This window comes from Lutibacter oricola (assembly GCF_900106565.1).
Taxonomy (GTDB): domain Bacteria; phylum Bacteroidota; class Bacteroidia; order Flavobacteriales; family Flavobacteriaceae; genus Lutibacter; species Lutibacter oricola.
On sequence record NZ_FNNJ01000007.1, the window covers coordinates 20964 to 39083 of the forward strand.

Consider the following 18120-nt stretch of genomic DNA (forward strand, 5'->3'; position numbering starts at 1 on the left):
ATTCAAAAAACTATCATATTTTTTTGTTCTAAAACACCAAATCACTGTTCTTTAATTACTATTCTATTGATTGACAAATTTGATGCAGAAATTCATCTACATTAAAAACAGGATTAGAAACCAAACCAAAACGTACAACCACTATTTTTTTTGAAGGAATAATAAATACATATTGACCTTGATATCCATTACAAGAAAATAAGTCTTTTGGAGTATTTGGATACACGCCACCTGCGTTTAACCAAAACTGTGCGCCATACTCTCCTTTTGAAGTATTTGTAGGTGTTTTTGTATAATTTACCCAATCTTCGTTTAAAATTTGTTCACCATTCCAATTTCCGTTGTTTAAATACAATAAACCAAATTTTACCCAATCTCTTGCCGTTGCCCAACTATAGCTAGAGCCTACATAATTTCCTTCAATATCCGTTTCTAAAACCATAGAGCGCATTCCTATTTTATCTATTAACTCCGCATACCAAAAATCTAAATATTCTTGATGTGTTTTAAATTGATTTCTTATATATCTAGATAATAAATTTGTTGTTCCTGAAGAATAATTCCATGTTTCATTTGGCTTTCCTACAAAAGCTTTTTGTAATTGAACACTAGTCATATCTTTCTCAAGAAAAAGCATTTTTGTTACATCTGATATTTTATTATAATCCTCCTCCCATTCTAAACCACTATTCATTTGCAGTAAATTGTTTAAAGTAATTTTAGAACGCTCATCGTTCTTCCATTCATCAAACAAGTTTGATTCATTTACATCTATCTTACCCTGTTTTTCTAAAACTCCAACTACAGCACTTGTAATACTTTTTGTCATAGACCAACCTAAAAACTTGGAGTTTTTATTAAAACCTTCTTCATATTTTTCAGCAATTATTTGATTGTTATGAATTACTAGTACAGCACGTGTTTTATTTACAGAATCACCAGGCTTATCAAATGCATTTTCAACAGCACTATTTAAAGCTTTATAGTCCACATTACTAAATACAGTGTCTTTTTGCGGCAGTATACCATACGGATACCGTAAAGCAACTTTAGTTACATAACGGTTTGGTTTAAACACAACATTATTATTGAAATTCTCAGGAACCAAAACGCAACCCAATCCTTCTTTATAAATAGCCTTTCTTTTTTTTAATCCAAAAACACTTGAAGTAACTGATTTATCTTCAAAATTTATTTCATTTTTTGCAAGATTAATTGGGCTAAATCCGTTATCTCCCTTTTCAATAGACTCTAAACTTCTATTTGCCTCAAACGTACAAGAACAAACACTTTTCGCCGCAAATCCAGTAATAATATTTAAACGAGGGTATTGTTTCCAAACAACAGCAATTAATATAATTATCAAAGGAAACAAACCATACTTAGCTATTTTTTTCATTGAAAGTAGTTTTTATTACAAACAAATATAAATAATTAAGTGAAAGGTTTATTTTCTTTGTTACTTTTGTATTTAGAATCATTCTAAAAAGAGCACATGATAGATATTAATAAAGTTAGAAACGATTTTCCAATACTTAAAGAAACCGTAAACGGAAAACCTTTAGTTTACTTTGACAATGCTGCTACAAGTCAAAAACCACAAGTTGTTATTGACAGTATAGTGAATTATTACACAACTATTAATTCTAATATTCATAGAGGCGTACATACTCTTAGCCAATTAGCTACTGATGCTTATGAAGAGGCAAGAATAAAAATTCAAAAGCATTTTAACGCTAAAAAAAGTTATGAAATTATACTTACTGCGGGTACAACGCACAGTATAAATATTGTTGCTACTGGATTTACTTCTTTATTAAATAAAGGTGATGAAATTATAGTTTCAGCCTTAGAACATCATTCAAACATAGTTCCTTGGCAAATGCTTTGCGAACGAACTGGTGCTATTTTAAACGTAATTCCAATGAATGAAGATGGGGAATTAGTAATGAGTGAATTCGACAACATGCTATCTTCTAAAACTAAGTTAGTTTTTTTAAACCATGTTTCAAATGCTTTAGGAACTATTAATCCTATTGAAGAAATTATTGAAAAAGCACATAAATTTGACGCTGCAGTACTAATTGATGGTGCGCAAAGTTGCCCACACATTAAACCAGACGTTCAAGAGTTAGATGTTGATTTTTATGTTGCATCTGCTCATAAATTATGTGGACCAACTGGTGTTGGTATTTTATACGGAAAAGAAGAATGGCTAAATAAACTACCTCCATACCAAGGTGGTGGAGAAATGATTGAGAAAGTTACTTTTGAAAAAACTACGTATGCCGGCTTACCTCATAAATTTGAAGCAGGAACACCAAACATTGCTGGCGGAATTGCTTTTGGAGTTGCAATAGATTATATGAACGAGATTGGTTTTGACAATATTGCTGCTTACGAGAATGAATTGTTAGAATACGCGACAAAAAAACTATTAACTATTGAAGGCCTTAAAATTTATGGTACGTCAAAAAACAAAACAGCTGTAATTTCATTCAACATAGGTACAATTCACCCATTTGATATTGGTTCAATTATAGATAAATTAGGAATTGCTGTTAGAACAGGGCATCATTGCGCACAACCAATTATGGATTTTTACAACATTCCAGGAACTATCAGAGCTTCATTCTCTTTTTACAATACTTTTAAAGAAATTGATTTACTAGTTGAAGCTCTAAAAAAAGCAAAAATGATGCTTAGCTAATAATATTGAAAAATTCTACTGGTATTTTATTACAATATTTTTTTTAAAATAGATGTTAATTGTTTTAGTGGTATTTATTTTCTACCAAAATCGGCAGGAATTTCACCCCAAGCTTTTGTTTCCCATTTTAAAATTTTGGTAGAATAGGTATTGTCTTTCAGCCATTTTTCTGCACGCTTTACAAAATCGAACAACGCTTTGTTTTTTGCAGTTATTTGTAAATTAGTTCTACACTGCCCTCTTTTTACCCAACTTATTGCAATTTTAGAATCGGAATAAATGGGTAATTGACTATTGTTGTTTTTCAAAAAACCCAAACCGTGAACTAGGGCTAAAAATTCACCAATATTATTGGTACCTTGTTCAAAAGGGCCTTGAATAAAATATTGCTTTTTAGATTTTGAATCTACTCCTCTATACTCCATTTTACCCGGATTGCCACTGCAAGCAGCATCCACAGACAAGGAAGGGTAAATAGGTTTTCCTATTTTTTTTAATTCTTCAGCAGAAAGCTTTATACGTTTTGTGTCTTTACCAACATAATCTTCATACCTACCTTTTGAGGCTTTTTCAGCCTCATCTTTAGAAGCAAAAGATTTATATTGTGCACCTTTAAAATCAGTTATTTGTTTTTTACACACATTCCAAGAAGTAAAAACTCCTTTTTTATGTCCGTTCCAAACAACGTAAAACTTTTTTTTAGCCATTTTGTAAAATTACTTCTTCTATAACCTTTGGAAAATGAGCATATTCCAATTCATGTATTTTTTGCGCAACATCTTCAGGAGAGTCAGAAGGTTCTAACGCAACTTTAGCTTGAAAAATAATTGCTCCTTCATCATAATTCTCATTTACATAGTGAATTGTAATACCAGATTCTTTTTCTTTATTTTCAACAACAGATTTATGAACATTCATTCCATACATACCTTTTCCACCATATTTTGGTAATAAAGCAGGATGAATGTTAATTATTTTATTTGGAAAGGCATCGATTAAATTTTGAGGAACTTTCCATAAAAAACCGGCCAATATTATATAATCTGCATTTTTTTTGAATTCCTCAACCAACTTATCAGATTTATAAAAATCATCTCTACTAAAATGCACACCGCTAACTTTCAGTCGCTTAGCTCTTTCCAAAACTTTGGCATCCTTCTTGTTAGTTAAAATTTGAATAACAGAAATTAAATTGCTATTTTCAAAGTGCTTTATTATGTTTTCGGCATTACTTCCAGAACCTGAAGCAAGTATTATAATACGTTTCATAGAATAAAAATGTTATTCACAAAAAAACAAAATAATTAGTAACATTAACCGTTAATTATAAAAAACTTTGCATTTATTATGCGTGCCTAACATCTTTTCTAGGTTAAAAGATTTCGGTTTAAAGAAAGTTTTATATTTTTGCCGAGTAATTAAATTTAAAATTAAGAAATTATGTCAGACATTGCATCAAGAGTAAAAGCCATTATCGTTGATAAATTAGGCGTTGACGAGAATGAAGTAACAACTGAAGCAAGCTTCACAAACGATTTAGGAGCAGATTCACTTGACACTGTTGAGTTAATTATGGAATTCGAAAAAGAATTCGATATTCAAATTCCAGATGATCAAGCTGAGAACATTGGAACAGTTGGTCAAGCAATAAGCTATATAGAAGACGCGAAAAAGTAATTTTTATATGGAATTAAAACGAGTAGTAGTAACTGGACTTGGAGCATTGACTCCAATAGGAAATAATATTGAAGAATATTGGAATAGCCTTGTTAACGGCGTTAGCGGAGCTGCTCCAATAACACATTTTGATGCATCCAAGTTCAAAACTCGTTTTGCTTGCGAGGTTAAAAATTTCGATGTACGAGATTATATAGACCGAAAGGAAGCACGTAAAATGGATAAATTCTCTCAGTATGCCATGGTTGCTTCTGATGAAGCCATTAGCGATGCTAACTTTGATTTAGAAAACATTGATAAAGATAGAGTTGGAGTTATTTGGGGAGCTGGTATTGGAGGTTTAGAAACTTTCCAAAACGAATGTATAAACTTTGCCAATGGTAATGGATCTCCAAGATTCAACCCTTTCTTTATTCCAAAAATGATTGCTGATATTGCACCAGGTCAAATATCTATTAAATATGGATTTAGAGGACCTAACTTTGCAACTGTATCAGCATGTGCATCATCATCAAATGCATTGATTGATGCAATGAATTATATTCGATTAGGATACGCAGACGTTATGGTTTCTGGTGGTTCTGAAGCTGCCGTAGCTATTGCTGGTATGGGTGGTTTTAACGCACTACAAGCACTTTCTACAAGAAACGATGATCCTGCAACAGCATCTAGACCTTTTGATAAAGACCGTGAAGGTTTTGTTTTAGGTGAAGGAGCTGGAGCACTTATTTTAGAAGAATATGAACATGCAAAAGCGAGAGGAGCTAAAATCTATGCAGAAATAGGTGGTGGTGGACTTTCAGCAGATGCACATCATATTACAGCACCACATCCAGAAGGATTAGGAGCCAGAAATGTAATGCTTAACTGTTTAAAAGATGCTGGATTAAAACCAGAAGATGTGGATGCTATTAACATGCACGGTACTTCTACTCCACTTGGAGATATTGCTGAATCTAAAGCAATTGTTGAAGTTTTTGGTGAACACGCATACAATTTAAACATTAACTCAACCAAGTCAATGACTGGTCACTTATTAGGTGCAGCTGGAGCTGTAGAAGCTATTGCATCTATACTTGCCATTAAAAATGGAATTGTACCACCTACAATTAACCATTTTACTGATGACGATCAAATTGACAGTAAATTAAATTTTACGTTTAATAAAGCTCAAAAACGTACTGTAAATGTTGCAATGAGCAACACATTTGGTTTTGGAGGACACAATGCTTGTGTACTTTTCAAAAAACTAGACTAACAATAACTCACTGAATGAAGTTCATTCGAAAAATTATTGAAACTCGCTCTAAAAAAGACGAGGACTTTATTGCTGATTTAAAAAAAATAATAGGGTTTACGCCAAAAAAGGTAGAGTTTTATAAAAAAGCCTTTATACATAGGTCTATAAAAAAATTTAATAAAGAAACAGGACACCCAATTAATTATGAGCGTCTTGAATTTTTAGGAGATGCTATGTTAAGTGCTGTTATTGCTTCCTATTTATTCCAAGAGGTTCCAACAGGAGATGAAGGATATTTAACACAAATGCGATCTAAAATTGTTAGTAGAGAGCATTTAAATGAATTAGGGAGAGATTTTGGCCTTATTCGATTTGTGCAAAGTAATGTTGCCAAATCTAAATTTGGAGAAAACATTCACGGTAACATTTTCGAAGCCCTTATAGGGGCAATATATTTAGATAGAGGATATTTAGCTTGTAAAAAATTTATTTTCAAAAGAGTTATCGACCCTTATGTTGATGTTCCAAAACTTGAGGGAAAAATAACAAGCTATAAAAGTTTATTTATTGAATGGTGTCAAAAAAACAAAAAAGATTTCGAATATAATTTTTACGAAGACACAGGTAACGACAGTCTAAAACACTTTAGTGTTAAACTTAAACTAGACGGTAAAATTATAGCTAAAGGCCGTGCAACCTCGAAGAAAAAAGCAGAAGAAATAGCTTCAAAAAGAGCTTATTACGCATTTCAAAAACAAATTACCGATAATTAAATAAAGCGAATACGATTTCGTAAAATAATTAGTATCTATACTTAAACAATAGTATTTTTGCGCAAGTTGACATCATAAATATATGGCAGTTTTAACCTTTGATTTAGACGATGATTACACCTTAATTGGCATTCATTCTACGGAAGAAGACTATAAGTTAGCATATATTTTAAACAAACATTTGAATTTTAGATTTACCAGATATAAAGAAAATCTAGATTTTAAAACCTCAAAAGCTGAGTATCCTTTGTTTGAATTTAAAGATGATTGCAGCCTTATTAATTATTATTTAATTAATAATAAATATAAATTGGTTATTGAAAATAAAGATAACGAAGGTTTATTTGGTGGTAACTATTCTACATTAGAATATTTATTACCAGAAAAAAAAAGAGTTGATTATTTTTTGAAAATTGAAGGATCTTGTAATGCTTCAACCTTCAAATTAGTAAATGATTTAAATAAAATAAATCAGATAATTACCTCATATACAATTAATATAAATGATTTAAAATCTAAAGACCACTTAATATTTTAATTATGGCCAACGTAAGAAAGAGAACGAAGATTGTTGCTACATTAGGACCAGCAACTGATAATAAAGACATTATAGAGAGAATGATGGATTGCGGAACTAATGTTTTTCGTATTAACTTTTCTCATGCCGAATTTGATGATGTTAAAAGACGAGTAAATTACATTAGAGAACTAAACGAAGAGAAAGGATACAATGTTGCTGTTTTAGCCGATTTACAAGGACCAAAACTTAGAGTTGGTGTTATGGGCGAAAACGTAATGCTAAGTCCTGGTGATGTTTTTACTTTTACCACTGAAAAATGTGAAGGAACCAACGAAAAAGCTTTTATGACCTACCAAAATTTCCCTATGGATGTTGAAGTAGGTGAAAACATTTTGGTTGATGACGGAAAACTAATGTTTGAAGTTACTGGAACAGATAGAAAAAGTAACGTAACTACTAAAGTTATTCGTGGTGGACAATTAAATTCTAAAAAAGGTGTAAACCTTCCAAACACTAATATTTCTTTACCAGCATTAACTGATAAAGATAAAAAAGATGTTGTTTTTGCAATTGGTTTAGAAGTAGACTGGATTGCTTTATCTTTTGTAAGAACTCCTGAAGATATTGTTGAGTTACAAGAAATTATTAAGAAGCATTCAGATCATAAAATTCCAATTATTGCAAAAATTGAAAAACCTGAAGCTCTTTCAAATATTGACAAAATTACATCGGCGTGTGATGCCTTAATGGTTGCTCGTGGAGATCTAGGTGTTGAAATTCCAATGGAAAGAGTTCCTCTTATTCAAAAGAGATTAGTTCTTGCAGCTAAAAAAGCACACATACCAGTAATTATTGCAACTCAAATGATGGAAACTATGATTGATAATCAAGTGCCTACTAGAGCTGAAGTTAATGATGTTGCAAATTCAATTATGGATGGTGCAGATGCGGTAATGCTTTCTGGAGAAACAGCAATGGGTAAATTTCCTATTGAAGTAATTCAACAAATGCGTAGAATTATTGAAAACGTTGAAAACTCTCCATTAATTTCTATTCCTGAAGAATATATTCAATGTGTTAATGAACGTTTTGTTTCTAAAACTATTTGTCACCAAGCTTCATTAATGGCAAATTCAATTGGTGCTGAAGTTATTACTACTTTAACTGATACTGGATATACAGCTTTTCAAATTTCATCTTGGAGACCAGAATCTAACATTTTAGTATTCTCTTCAAACAAAAGAATTTTAGCTATGTTAAATTTATTATGGGGTGTTAAAGGTGTTTACTATGATAGATTTGTAAGTACAGATCAAACAATTGAAGATATAAACAACCTTGCATCTGAACGTGGTTATTTAAAAGAAGGTGATTTTTCAATCAACATTACTTCAATGCCTGTAAAGGAAAGAGGTATGGCAAATACAATGAAAATTACTGAATACAAAAAAAAGTAAGCTAATTACTTTTTAATACAGCATATAGCGCAAAAGACGCTAACCAATGGGCTCCTGCATATTCGCCGGAGTCCATTTTTTTATAGCTATAATTAAAATGTTTATTAGCTAAGTTTAACATTTTTGTGTTTTCTAATGCATTTCCTATTTCATACAAACACCAAGCTCTACTAAAATTTAAACCATCTAAATGTGCTAACTTACCATCGCTCCTATCCGAAACTTTAGCAACCGATAGGTATTTAGCTGGATTTTCTCTAAAACCTGGTAAAAACGCATCTAACCAAGTTTTAAACTCGTTTTTTGGTAATACCTTCATCATTAATAAAGCTTCTTGTAAACAAGGTGATAAAAAATCGAATCCACCAGGCTCCCAAGTAATTGGACAACCTTTATCGTTTAAGTAATATTCTTTAGATTTTGAAATAATTATTTCTTCTAATTCTGGTGAATATTTTTTTGCATAATCTAATGCAAACGACATTCCGAATGCTGTATTAGGGTGCTCACCTACTCTAATTGGGTACGTTAATTTTGGAAGAAACTCTATATACTTTTGCGTTATTAACTTTACTAAAGGTTCTAGATTTTTGTGCATAAGCTTTGCTTCTTCAGTATTCCAATCTTGTAATGTTTCTGAAACTTTTAACAGCCAAGCCCAACCATACGTTCGTTCGAAACTTTTATTGTGTTTATCATCAAAATAGGCAACTTCTTTTAAAATATTTTCCTTAGTTAAGTTAATTTTAAGCTTCTCAAGTACTTCTTCTTTATGTTCAAAATTTGGCATTTCTTTTATAATATTTAACAAAGTCCAATGTCCGTGAACTGAAGAATGCCAATCGAAACAACCATAAAAAGCTGGATGTAATTCCGATGGTTCTTTTAAGTAAGAACCATTGCCTAAAACTTGTCCTAATTTATTTGGGTATTCTTGATCTATACAATCAAAAGCAAAATGATACAAATAATTTGCACTTTTTACATTTAAACTAGGTTTTTTAGTTGGTACTATTTCAACGTCTTTTTTAGTAGTTGGCGTACAAGCAATTAATAATAAAGATATTATTACACAAAACTTTTTCATAGTTCTACTCTTTTTTTATTAATAAGAAAAAATCATTATCTAATGGCAAGTAACCCTGATCGTACAAATAATAATACGTATTTCCAGTTTTGGTAGTGTATATAGATGTAAAATGATTAAAATCGAAATTATTATCTAGCAACTTACGTTTAGTAACTTTTGTTTTACCAGTATTGTTAAGTTCTGTAAGAAGTTTGTAATTTTTTCGAAGTCTATTATTTGTATTTCTAACAAGGTTATTAGCATCCTTATTAATTTTATTATTATAGGCATTTCTACAATAATCGGAACAAAATTTTTTGTCAACACGACCGACTAGTGGTTCCCCACATTCCAAGCAATTTTTTTTCATTTTCAATTTTTTATTCAATTAAAATGAAATTTGTTAAAGCAGGTATCTTTTTCATTTTACCTACTTTTTTAAAACAAATTTCATTGGTATTTTAATCTATTGTTACACTTCCCCAGTTTTCACCAGACTTAATTCTGTATAGTTGCATTTCAGAAATACCAAATTGTTTGGCAATAATACGCATTCTAGTTTTTCTATTGGGATCAAATATCTTCTTTTTTATCAATTTAACTCTTCCTTCAGTTAATTTAGAATAGGTTCTTTTACCTTTTCTTTTTTTAACATACGGACTATTTAATTGATGCGCTGTAAGCTCTGCTCTATTCATCCACTTTAAATTTGAAGCTTCATTATTTAGCTTATCAAAATCTAAATGCGTTACATATATCTGATCTTCTCGTTTTTCGGCAAATAGTTTGGCTACAATTCTATGCACATAACAAGATGTAGTACTTTTTAAATGCTTTTTTGAAATCCAAAAACTATCGTATCCACTTATCAACGATGTTTTGGACAACTTCCAATTTTCATCTGTTATTTTTTTTCGTTTGACTCTCCCATAGTTAGAAATCAAATACTCGTCTTCTTCAACCCAATCTTCACCTCTATAAGGTTTCCATTCTTCATTTCTAAAATCAACAATCATCTTAAGTTATTTTTATATTAATAGTAGTAGTATTTCAAATATAATAATAAAATTAACCGTGTGCAAACGACTACAAATGTTTACACACGAAAGTAAGCAAATAACAACCGCCTAATTTTAGGTTTTGTAAGACATTTGCCTTGTTGAATTGAACGAATGAAATTTAACATAACACTAAAAACTTATCTTATGAATACGTTAAGAAACAAAGTACAATTAATTGGAAATCTTGGTGGTAACCCAGAAATTATTACATTAGAATCTGGAAAAAAATTAGCTAAATTTACACTTGCAACTAATGAAACTTATAAAAATGCGCAAGGCGAAAAAGTTACAGACACGCAATGGCATAATTTAGTTGCTTGGAATAAAACAGCTGAAATAGCAGAACGTTTTTTAGAAAAAGGTAAAGAAGTTGCCATTGAAGGAAGACTAACAAGCAGAAGTTATGATGATAAACAGGGTAATAAACGATACATTACAGAAGTTGTAGTTAGTGAATTATTGCTTTTAGGTTTTAAACAAGACTAACACAAACTAAAAAACCACCAAAATATTGGTGGTTTTTTGTTTTAAAACAACTTAAGAAACTTCATTTAATTAATTTGTTTTTCAGCTCTCTTTTTAGCTACTTTATTTTTTTTCTTTTTCTTTGGCATTTTCCCCTTTACACGATCTTTTTGTTCGTTTAATAGACTTAAATGATCATTATTATATGAATATTCTTTGGCCGTTTTTATAAACAACAATGATTTTTTATATTCTTTTAACTGCTCAAACAATACAGCTTTTTTTGAATACAACATTGCTTTATCCGATCCCTTTACTGTTAATGCAAAATCAATAAAGCTTTCTACATCATTATAATCTTCATTCCATAATAAAACATTTATATAATGTTCATACACTTCAAAGGCATTAACTTTTATCGCCAATACTTCTTTAAAATATAAGATTCCTTCAGTATAATTATATAATTTTTCAGTAAAAACACGTCCCATTAATGTTAATGCCATTGTATTTTTATGGTCGTATGATAAGGCATAATTTAAAGCTTCCATTGTTTCCTCTAAATCGTAATGATAAGATTCTAATGCTTTAAACACATAGCTACTTGTTAAATTTCCCATTTTATTTTAATTGTTTACGCAACTCACTCTTTAATGTATTGCGTTTTGTTTTATAGTTTTTTTCCTTTTTATAATATTTAAAATCGGATCCCGTAAATACTTTTACTGGATTACCTCTTTCTAAACTTAAATGGTTTTCCCATTCGTTTTTTACAGCCGTTTTTAACTCTTGAGTATTATGGTTTTTTACTTTTTCTTTTAACCGTTGTATCGCTGTTTTTTTATTTTGATGTTGCGATCTACTATCCATTACCAATACTTGAATATTTGTAGGAATGTGTTTTGCCCTAATTGCTGAACTTACTTTATTTACGTGTTGACCACCTGCTCCTGAACTTCGAATAGCTTGAAACTGAATCTCACTTTCGCAAATGGTTTTTTGTTGAATTTGGTTTAACTCATAACAACCAATAAACCAATTTTTACGTTTATGAAACGTTCTAAATGTTGAAGTACCAATCCATTGAATTGTACCCAACCAACTTTTTAAAAACTCAGTTAATTCTAATCCCTTAATTTCGATAGTTACAGATTGTACAGTGCCATTTTCCATTCCGTTTTCTTTATGAAGAATTTGATACGTAAACTTATTAGTTACCAATTCTTTTAAAAATAGTTTTAACACTTTAGCAACCACCCAAGCACATTCTGCTGGACCTTTTGCCGCTGTAAATTGTATTATTTTAGTTTTCATTTTTATTATTTTTTGATACAAACCCGCGTTAGGGATTGAGGTAATTGTTGGAGCTCCTCGCAGAGAGCGACTACCGAAAGCCCGACCCAAAGGGTAACGCCCAACAAATGTTATTTATCCATTCGCACAATTTTTGGTGTAAATGTTCCTAAAACCTCGACCAACTCTTGCTGATTTGCCATTACTTTTTTAATGTTTTTATAAGCCATTGGTGCTTCATCTATTCCACCACCAATTAAGCTTACATCATTCATTTTTAATTGATTTTTAATTTCACTCTTTGTAAATTTTTCTTTACACTTTCTACGCGAAAACAACCGTCCTGCTCCGTGTGATGCAGAATTTAAGCTTTCGCTGTTTCCTAACCCACGAACTATATAGCCTGGAGCCGTCATAGAACCTGGAATTATACCCAATTGACCTTTGTTTGCTGGTGTTGCTCCTTTTCTATGCACAATTAATTCTTGGTTGTTAACTTGTTCTTTCCAAGCAAAATTGTGATGGTTTTCTATTTTAGCAATTGCTTTTGTGCCTAATAATTTACCAATTCGTTTATGTATATTATCGTGACAAGCTTTGGCATAATCACCGGCTAAATTCATTGCCATCCAATATTCTTGTCCATCGTGCATATTTAAATCTAACCAAGCTAAATGCTGTACATTTTTTGGCAACGGACATTGTTTTGCCGCCAAGTATGTGTAATGTTTTGCAATATTTGCGCCTAAACCTCTACTTCCGCTATGGGTTAGTAAACCAATGTACTCGCCAATTGGTAAATTAAACTCGTTGTTTTCTTCGGAAATGTTTACAATTCCAAATTCTACGAAATGATTTCCACCACCTGAAGTTCCTAATTGTTGATATGCTTTTGTTTTTAATTTTTTCAACAATGGAATATCATTAAACTCGGTACGTTCAAACAGTTCGTGATCGTGTTTTATGGCGTGGGTTTCTCGCATTCCAAATTTGGTATGCTCGCTTAACATATTTTCTAATTGATGCCTTTTACCTTTTAAATAAGAAGCTTTTATTGGGTAAATTGTTAAACACATTCTACAACCAATATCTACTCCAACTCCGTATGGAATTACGGCATTTTCTGTTGCTAAAACACCTCCAATTGGTAATCCGTAACCCGCGTGAGCATCGGGCATTAAAGCGCCCTGCACTGCAATTGGTAATTTTAAAGCATCGTACAATTGAAATTTTGCTTGTTCATCTATTTCATTTTCGCCATAAATACTAAACGGAACTCGTGTTGTTTTTAACTTATGCATTTGAATTTCTACTGGCTTTACTAATCCTTCGGCCACTTTGCCCCAAATTGCATTTCCTTGAAATTTTTCTGGTGTTAATAAAACTTCTTTTGCTTCTTCTAAAATGCGTTCTTTTTTCTCTTTTTTTCGGTATCTATTAATTTGCCCCAAAGCAATATTGATACTATTATTTTTTGGAAAGCCTAATTTTATTAGGTCTCTACCTTTTAATTTATTTCCCATAATTTAATTTTGAGCTGTATAATTTTAAGAACCTCAACTTTTGCTGATTTCTTAACTGAAAATTTTACTTCGGAAAATATTTAGGTATTAAGCCATAAAAAAGTCCGAAATTTTAAAACTTCGGACTACTTTTCATATTATATAATTTTAGAATCTATGTATAATAAAGAAAGTCGCGAAGTAAACATGCAAAAGAACCTGGTTCTTTTTGAATGTTATTGTTAATTTGATAATTGAACATTGTACTTCGTTTTTAATTTTGTTTTAGTGCTTTATTGCGATGCAAATATGAGTGTATTTTTTTAATTACACAAATACAAATATGATTTTAACTACTGATTATCAGTATTTTAAATCAATAGAATTCCTATCCGCTATTATGCAGAAAATGAAAGTTTAAGTAACTTTTTGATTGCTTGATATGTAGCTAAACTTTACACGTTGTATTGGCATTTATTAATTTTTTAAAAAAATTATAAAAAAAGCGTCCAAAAATTAAATTTTGGACGCTTTTACTATTTTTTAAAAGTTTTTTACCTAGAACATTAACGTAAAAAGTCGCTGTTCGGCGTCCGTTTTATGTGTTTTAAATATATTCATAGGTTAAATTCTTTGTGTTTTTTACTTATTTATTGCTGCAAAGATGCATAAAAATACTTCAACACTCTAGTTTTTAAGCATTTTATTCCATTTAGACTGTCGATTACCGTTTATCAAATCAAAACACCGTTTCATAAATCCAATGTTCTTTAATAAGTAGTTAAAAATCATATTTGCTAAGAATAAAGCTCTTGAATTATTAACTCTCGTATAAAAAAAATTGAAAAACAGGGTAACAAAAATTTGTTGCAGTTTATATACTAGTGTAAATGATTAAAACTATGAAATTTAAAAACAATATTATGAAAACACTATTTAAAACCTTAATGCTGTTTGTTATGTTTATTTCAATAACAAGCATACAGGCACAACAAAACAAAAATTATTTTCAAATTAGTCCACGCGTTGGCTATGATTTTCCAACTTTTAACAACAATACACCTTATATAGATTATAAAGGTGGTTTAGAAGCTGGTATATCTCTAGATTACTACTGGAAATGGTTTGGTATTGGTGCCGACTTTGATTACATAAAAAACAAACCAGAAAGCACGTATCCTTTAGCTAGTATTTCACCAGCTATTACAACAAGTAACTTAACTGAGGCCAAAATAACGCGTACTTTTTACGGAATTGGACCTAGTTTTAAACACGAAAGTACTTCTGGTAAATTTATGGCTGAATTAAATACCAGGGCAGGTTTTGGTTCTATTAAAGGTGGAAGAACTTTATTAACTGGCTCAACAGCTAATACGTTAAACTTTCACGCTGGTTACAATTCAAAAAACTTATTTTCACTTAAAGGACAAATGCGTTTTACATACTTCTTTAAAGAAAACCTTGGTGTACACTTTGGTGCTTATTATTTAAGACATTTTGATGCTACCGAAGAGTTAGATTCATCCTTAGGCTATTCAGCAGGTTACCACCCAATTAACACAGATGCTTCTGGTAATATGACACTAGATGCTAATGGTCCAATTTTAAGAAGTGAACCTTGTGATTGTGATATTTCATCAGTTGGAGTATTTGCAGGTTTAACTATAAAATTACCTAAAAAAGCAAAAGGTTGTAGCGTTTGTGGAGAAGATCATTACCCACGTTGTTGTTCAAGTTGTGGTTGTGGAATAACAGTTACAGCTAAAGATAAATTTAGTAAAGAGGTATTACCTAACACAGATGTTGTTTTAGTTGATTTGGCTGGTAACATAACACAATCTGGTACAACAAACTCATATGGTGTAGTAGTTTTTAACGATGTAGATCCTAATGATTATGTTGTAAAAGGAAAATTATACAATGTAAATTTAGATGAAACAACAATTGCTAAAAAGGAATTTAAAAATTGTTTAAAAGATGGTTCTCAAATTCAGAAATTAATAGAATACGGCGACCTAAACTTTATTTTAAAAGGAACTGTTGTTGAATGTAATACTCCAAACGGAATTGAAGGTGTAAATGTTATTTTAAGTGATAAAATTAACGCTGGACAAAAAAATACATTATCTAATGCTTCAGGTAACTTTATATTTCACCTAAAACAAGCTTCAACATATGCTTTAAAAGGAAATAAAGATGGATATTTCTCTAATGAAGTTGAAGTAACAACTACACAATACGACAGAAACAAATCATTATTTATAGATTTTGAAATGTGTGTAGATCCTTGTGGAAAAGCAATTAGATTAGACAATATTATTTTTAATCTAGACAAATGGGATATTTTACCAGCTGCAATTCCAGATTTACAAAAAGTTGTAAAACTAATGCAAGATAATCCAGAAATAAGTGTTGAAATGTCTTCACATACAGATTCTAGAGGAAGCCACGAGTACAACCAAAACTTATCACAAAAAAGAGCACAATCTACGGTTAACTATTTAGTTTCTGAAGGTATTGCTTTAAGCAGATTAATTGCAAGAGGTGCAGGAGAAACAGAGTTACTAAATAAATGTGCCGACAATATAGAATGTTCAGAAGATGCACACAGAATAAACAGACGTACTGAGTTTAAAGTAGTTTGTACACAATAATTTGAGTTGATTGTTAATTAAAAGTCAAGACAATTTAAAAGTTGACTTGGCTTTTTAAAAAAGAAATTATGAAAACAAAAACATTAAAATTTTCGATAAAAATATTCCTATTAACCTTATTAACGGTTATAACATTTAGTTGTGATGATGAAAAAGAATCTTGCGGCTATGATACAGAACAAGATGGTTTTCCTTTCTCCTGCTCAGAAGGAATGGATGTAGCCTTTTTAATTGACTACACTGGAAGTATGGGAGGCGCAATTGACGATATTAAAAGCTCGGTAAGTTCAATTGCTACAACAATTGTAACACAATCTGGAGGAAATTACAGATTGGCATTATCAATTTTTGATGAAACTCCAAAAGGAAGTTCACCAACATACTTAGGTCAAACAGATTATGTTAGTTTACCCGCTGCACAAAAAACAATTATATCAACTGGTGCTTCTACAGATCAATATTTAACAATGATGGAAACATTTAGCCTAGCAAACCAAACAACTTTTGGTACACAATTAGCTAAACTTAATGGCCCTATGGCTTTAGGTAGTGGTAGTGGTTTTGCAGAACCTGGAGGCTTATTATTTGATGAAATTTTGAATAACAATTTTGCAGGTGCTTGGAGAAGTGGTATTACTAAACTAGCTATTATTATTACTGATGCTCCTGCAGGAGGAGACGATGATATTAATAACGCTACAGATGATACTTATTTAGCTGGTTTAGCTGCTACAGCAAACACTTTAGGTGTGCAATGTATTTTAGTTACTTCTTTGGCAACATCTAACTACCAAGTACAATTAGTAGATAATAATACTGGAGGATTAAAACTAATGTCTGCAGATTTAAATAATGTAGCTGCCGATATTATTAGCCTAATCGAAAACATTTGTATTAATAATGATGAAATGTAAGCTTTAAAAGGTAACAAAACACAGGTTGAGTTTATCTATACATATAAACTAAAAAACAACAAAAATGAAAAATTTAAAAACACTTACGTTACTACTTGTTTTTACACTAACTATTGCTTGTAATAATGAGAATGAAGAGTGTAGTTATACTCAACCTTGTGAACCTTATTGCGATCTTTTTGAAGATTTTGAAGATAAAGAGCTTGGAACTTTTGGTAACTGGCAAGGATTAGCTATTGACGATATACAATTTCAAACATTTGGAGCTTCAAAAACGCTTTATGTTGAAGATGGTTCTGGAGCTTCTTGGGCCTACAATGCAGTTGACTTTCCTAAAAAATTACTAGAACAAGGTTGTGCCTTAAATTATGATACAGCATATTTAGCAGGTTCATCAAACTCAAGTACAACAGACAACGGAATTGTAATTTATAAAGGAACATCGCCTGCTGCAAGTACTAGCAGGGCTACTTTTAAATTAAATTTAGCTAGTTTAATAACATCTGGAGACCCTTTAACTACTATTGAAGTGCCTTTAGAATTAGCTACTGGAACAACTTTACCATCTAACAGCTATGGTGAATGGGTTCTTAGCGGAATACCTTCACCTTATTCAGCCGCAGATATAATCACTTTTAATACGTTAATACAAGATATTGATGGTGTTGCCTTTTTTATTGATGAAGGTGGAAATCCTGCTGAAAAATGGTGGTTCGATAACTTTTGTTTCCAACAATGTTGTCCTGATTCTACCATCTAATTAATTGACTATTAATTTTTAGCTA

Annotated in this window: 19 protein-coding genes; 10 read left to right on the forward strand and 9 right to left on the reverse strand. The window is 31.0% G+C overall.

Features of this window, described 5'->3' with window-relative positions; translation table 11 throughout:
• Positions 1 to 58: 58 nt before the first annotated feature.
• Positions 59 to 1399 carry a serine hydrolase domain-containing protein gene (locus tag BLU40_RS12390; RefSeq protein ID WP_090123978.1) on the reverse strand — a complete coding sequence of 447 codons (1341 nt, stop codon included), beginning with the start codon at positions 1397 to 1399 and terminating at the stop codon, positions 59 to 61.
• A 96-nt stretch (positions 1400 to 1495) separates the two neighbouring features.
• Here BLU40_RS12390 and BLU40_RS12395 point away from each other — a divergent pair, with 96 nt between their 5' ends.
• Positions 1496 to 2710 (forward strand): aminotransferase class V-fold PLP-dependent enzyme, encoded by a 1215-nt coding sequence (locus BLU40_RS12395; protein WP_090123980.1) that lies wholly within the window; start codon positions 1496 to 1498, stop codon positions 2708 to 2710.
• Between the two features lie 74 nt (positions 2711 to 2784).
• Here BLU40_RS12395 and BLU40_RS12400 read toward each other — a convergent pair whose 3' ends face one another.
• Complete coding sequence (locus tag BLU40_RS12400) at positions 2785 to 3417, reverse strand: ribonuclease H1 domain-containing protein (RefSeq protein ID WP_090123982.1); 633 nt, start codon at positions 3415 to 3417, stop codon at positions 2785 to 2787.
• The gene (purN, locus tag BLU40_RS12405; RefSeq protein WP_090123984.1) at positions 3410 to 3979 is read right to left on the reverse strand and encodes a phosphoribosylglycinamide formyltransferase; all 570 of its coding nucleotides are present in this window, start codon (positions 3977 to 3979) and stop codon (positions 3410 to 3412) included. The genes BLU40_RS12400 and purN overlap by 8 nt, the downstream gene beginning before the upstream one ends.
• Before the next feature lie 171 nt (positions 3980 to 4150).
• Between purN and BLU40_RS12410 the strand changes: the two genes are divergently transcribed.
• From BLU40_RS12410 to pyk, 5 genes are all read left to right on the forward strand, one after another.
• Complete coding sequence (locus BLU40_RS12410; protein WP_089380648.1) at positions 4151 to 4387, forward strand: acyl carrier protein; 237 nt, start codon at positions 4151 to 4153, stop codon at positions 4385 to 4387.
• A 7-nt stretch (positions 4388 to 4394) separates the two neighbouring features.
• Entirely contained in the window at positions 4395 to 5645 is a 1251-nt protein-coding gene (gene fabF, locus BLU40_RS12415) for a beta-ketoacyl-ACP synthase II (RefSeq protein WP_090123987.1), read from the forward strand.
• A 14-nt stretch (positions 5646 to 5659) separates the two neighbouring features.
• The gene (rnc, locus tag BLU40_RS12420) at positions 5660 to 6400 is read left to right on the forward strand and encodes a ribonuclease III (RefSeq protein ID WP_090123989.1); all 741 of its coding nucleotides are present in this window, start codon (positions 5660 to 5662) and stop codon (positions 6398 to 6400) included.
• Between the two features lie 82 nt (positions 6401 to 6482).
• Positions 6483 to 6938, forward strand: a complete 456-nt coding sequence (locus BLU40_RS12425) for an IPExxxVDY family protein (protein ID WP_090123992.1) — start codon at positions 6483 to 6485, stop codon at positions 6936 to 6938.
• Between the two features lie 2 nt (positions 6939 to 6940).
• Entirely contained in the window at positions 6941 to 8377 is a 1437-nt protein-coding gene (gene pyk, locus BLU40_RS12430; protein WP_090123995.1) for a pyruvate kinase, read from the forward strand.
• Between the two features lies 1 nt (position 8378).
• Here pyk and BLU40_RS12435 read toward each other — a convergent pair whose 3' ends face one another.
• The 3 genes from BLU40_RS12435 to BLU40_RS12445 form a co-directional block, all read right to left on the reverse strand.
• Entirely contained in the window at positions 8379 to 9464 is a 1086-nt protein-coding gene (locus tag BLU40_RS12435; protein WP_090123998.1) for a DUF2891 domain-containing protein, read from the reverse strand.
• A gap of 4 nt (positions 9465 to 9468) precedes the next feature.
• Positions 9469 to 9816, reverse strand: a complete 348-nt coding sequence (locus BLU40_RS12440) for a hypothetical protein (RefSeq protein WP_090124001.1) — start codon at positions 9814 to 9816, stop codon at positions 9469 to 9471.
• A gap of 91 nt (positions 9817 to 9907) precedes the next feature.
• Positions 9908 to 10462, reverse strand: a complete 555-nt coding sequence (locus BLU40_RS12445; RefSeq protein ID WP_090124004.1) for an HNH endonuclease — start codon at positions 10460 to 10462, stop codon at positions 9908 to 9910.
• 189 nt (positions 10463 to 10651) lie between these two features.
• Here BLU40_RS12445 and BLU40_RS12450 point away from each other — a divergent pair, with 189 nt between their 5' ends.
• Positions 10652 to 10993 carry a single-stranded DNA-binding protein gene (locus tag BLU40_RS12450; protein WP_090124273.1) on the forward strand — a complete coding sequence of 114 codons (342 nt, stop codon included), beginning with the start codon at positions 10652 to 10654 and terminating at the stop codon, positions 10991 to 10993.
• 65 nt (positions 10994 to 11058) lie between these two features.
• Here BLU40_RS12450 and BLU40_RS12455 read toward each other — a convergent pair whose 3' ends face one another.
• The 3 genes from BLU40_RS12455 to BLU40_RS12465 form a co-directional block, all read right to left on the reverse strand.
• Positions 11059 to 11592 (reverse strand): hypothetical protein, encoded by a 534-nt coding sequence (locus BLU40_RS12455; RefSeq protein WP_090124007.1) that lies wholly within the window; start codon positions 11590 to 11592, stop codon positions 11059 to 11061.
• 1 nt (position 11593) lies between these two features.
• Positions 11594 to 12286, reverse strand: coding sequence for a peptide chain release factor H (prfH, locus tag BLU40_RS12460; RefSeq protein WP_090124009.1), 693 nt, complete (start codon positions 12284 to 12286; stop codon positions 11594 to 11596).
• Between the two features lie 110 nt (positions 12287 to 12396).
• A complete protein-coding gene (locus BLU40_RS12465; protein ID WP_090124012.1) occupies positions 12397 to 13788 on the reverse strand; it encodes an RtcB family protein in 1392 nt (463 codons plus the stop codon).
• 902 nt (positions 13789 to 14690) lie between these two features.
• On the opposite strand from BLU40_RS12465, the gene BLU40_RS12470 reads away from it, so the two are divergent.
• The 3 genes from BLU40_RS12470 to BLU40_RS12480 all read left to right on the forward strand — a co-directional run bounded on the left by BLU40_RS12470 (position 14691) and on the right by BLU40_RS12480 (position 18095).
• Positions 14691 to 16421, forward strand: coding sequence for an OmpA family protein (locus BLU40_RS12470; RefSeq protein ID WP_090124276.1), 1731 nt, complete (start codon positions 14691 to 14693; stop codon positions 16419 to 16421).
• A 68-nt stretch (positions 16422 to 16489) separates the two neighbouring features.
• Positions 16490 to 17335 carry a vWA domain-containing protein gene (locus BLU40_RS12475; RefSeq protein WP_139170962.1) on the forward strand — a complete coding sequence of 282 codons (846 nt, stop codon included), beginning with the start codon at positions 16490 to 16492 and terminating at the stop codon, positions 17333 to 17335.
• A gap of 64 nt (positions 17336 to 17399) precedes the next feature.
• On the forward strand, positions 17400 to 18095 hold the full coding sequence (locus tag BLU40_RS12480) for a hypothetical protein (protein ID WP_090124019.1): 696 nt from the start codon (positions 17400 to 17402) through the stop codon (positions 18093 to 18095).
• The last annotated feature ends 25 nt before the right edge of the window (positions 18096 to 18120 follow it).

Bases quoted from the DNA above. Each gene is read 5' to 3' on its own strand.
- BLU40_RS12395 (WP_090123980.1), top strand. From the start codon at position 1,496: ATGATAGATATTAATAAAGTTAGAAACGATTTTCCAATACTTAAAGAA.
- BLU40_RS12435 (WP_090123998.1), bottom strand. From the start codon at position 9,464: ATGAAAAAGTTTTGTGTAATAATATCTTTATTATTAATTGCTTGTACG.
- rnc (WP_090123989.1), top strand. From the start codon at position 5,660: ATGAAGTTCATTCGAAAAATTATTGAAACTCGCTCTAAAAAAGACGAG.
- BLU40_RS12475 (WP_139170962.1), top strand. From the start codon at position 16,490: ATGAAAACAAAAACATTAAAATTTTCGATAAAAATATTCCTATTAACC.
- BLU40_RS12400 (WP_090123982.1), bottom strand. From the start codon at position 3,417: ATGGCTAAAAAAAAGTTTTACGTTGTTTGGAACGGACATAAAAAAGGA.
- BLU40_RS12390 (WP_090123978.1), bottom strand. From the start codon at position 1,399: ATGAAAAAAATAGCTAAGTATGGTTTGTTTCCTTTGATAATTATATTA.
- BLU40_RS12480 (WP_090124019.1), top strand. From the start codon at position 17,400: ATGAAAAATTTAAAAACACTTACGTTACTACTTGTTTTTACACTAACT.
- BLU40_RS12465 (WP_090124012.1), bottom strand. From the start codon at position 13,788: ATGGGAAATAAATTAAAAGGTAGAGACCTAATAAAATTAGGCTTTCCA.
- BLU40_RS12440 (WP_090124001.1), bottom strand. From the start codon at position 9,816: ATGAAAAAAAATTGCTTGGAATGTGGGGAACCACTAGTCGGTCGTGTT.
- prfH (WP_090124009.1), bottom strand. From the start codon at position 12,286: ATGAAAACTAAAATAATACAATTTACAGCGGCAAAAGGTCCAGCAGAA.
- BLU40_RS12450 (WP_090124273.1), top strand. From the start codon at position 10,652: ATGAATACGTTAAGAAACAAAGTACAATTAATTGGAAATCTTGGTGGT.
- BLU40_RS12425 (WP_090123992.1), top strand. From the start codon at position 6,483: ATGGCAGTTTTAACCTTTGATTTAGACGATGATTACACCTTAATTGGC.
- BLU40_RS12410 (WP_089380648.1), top strand. From the start codon at position 4,151: ATGTCAGACATTGCATCAAGAGTAAAAGCCATTATCGTTGATAAATTA.
- pyk (WP_090123995.1), top strand. From the start codon at position 6,941: ATGGCCAACGTAAGAAAGAGAACGAAGATTGTTGCTACATTAGGACCA.
- fabF (WP_090123987.1), top strand. From the start codon at position 4,395: ATGGAATTAAAACGAGTAGTAGTAACTGGACTTGGAGCATTGACTCCA.
- BLU40_RS12445 (WP_090124004.1), bottom strand. From the start codon at position 10,462: ATGATTGTTGATTTTAGAAATGAAGAATGGAAACCTTATAGAGGTGAA.
- BLU40_RS12470 (WP_090124276.1), top strand. From the start codon at position 14,691: ATGAAAACACTATTTAAAACCTTAATGCTGTTTGTTATGTTTATTTCA.
- purN (WP_090123984.1), bottom strand. From the start codon at position 3,979: ATGAAACGTATTATAATACTTGCTTCAGGTTCTGGAAGTAATGCCGAA.
- BLU40_RS12455 (WP_090124007.1), bottom strand. From the start codon at position 11,592: ATGGGAAATTTAACAAGTAGCTATGTGTTTAAAGCATTAGAATCTTAT.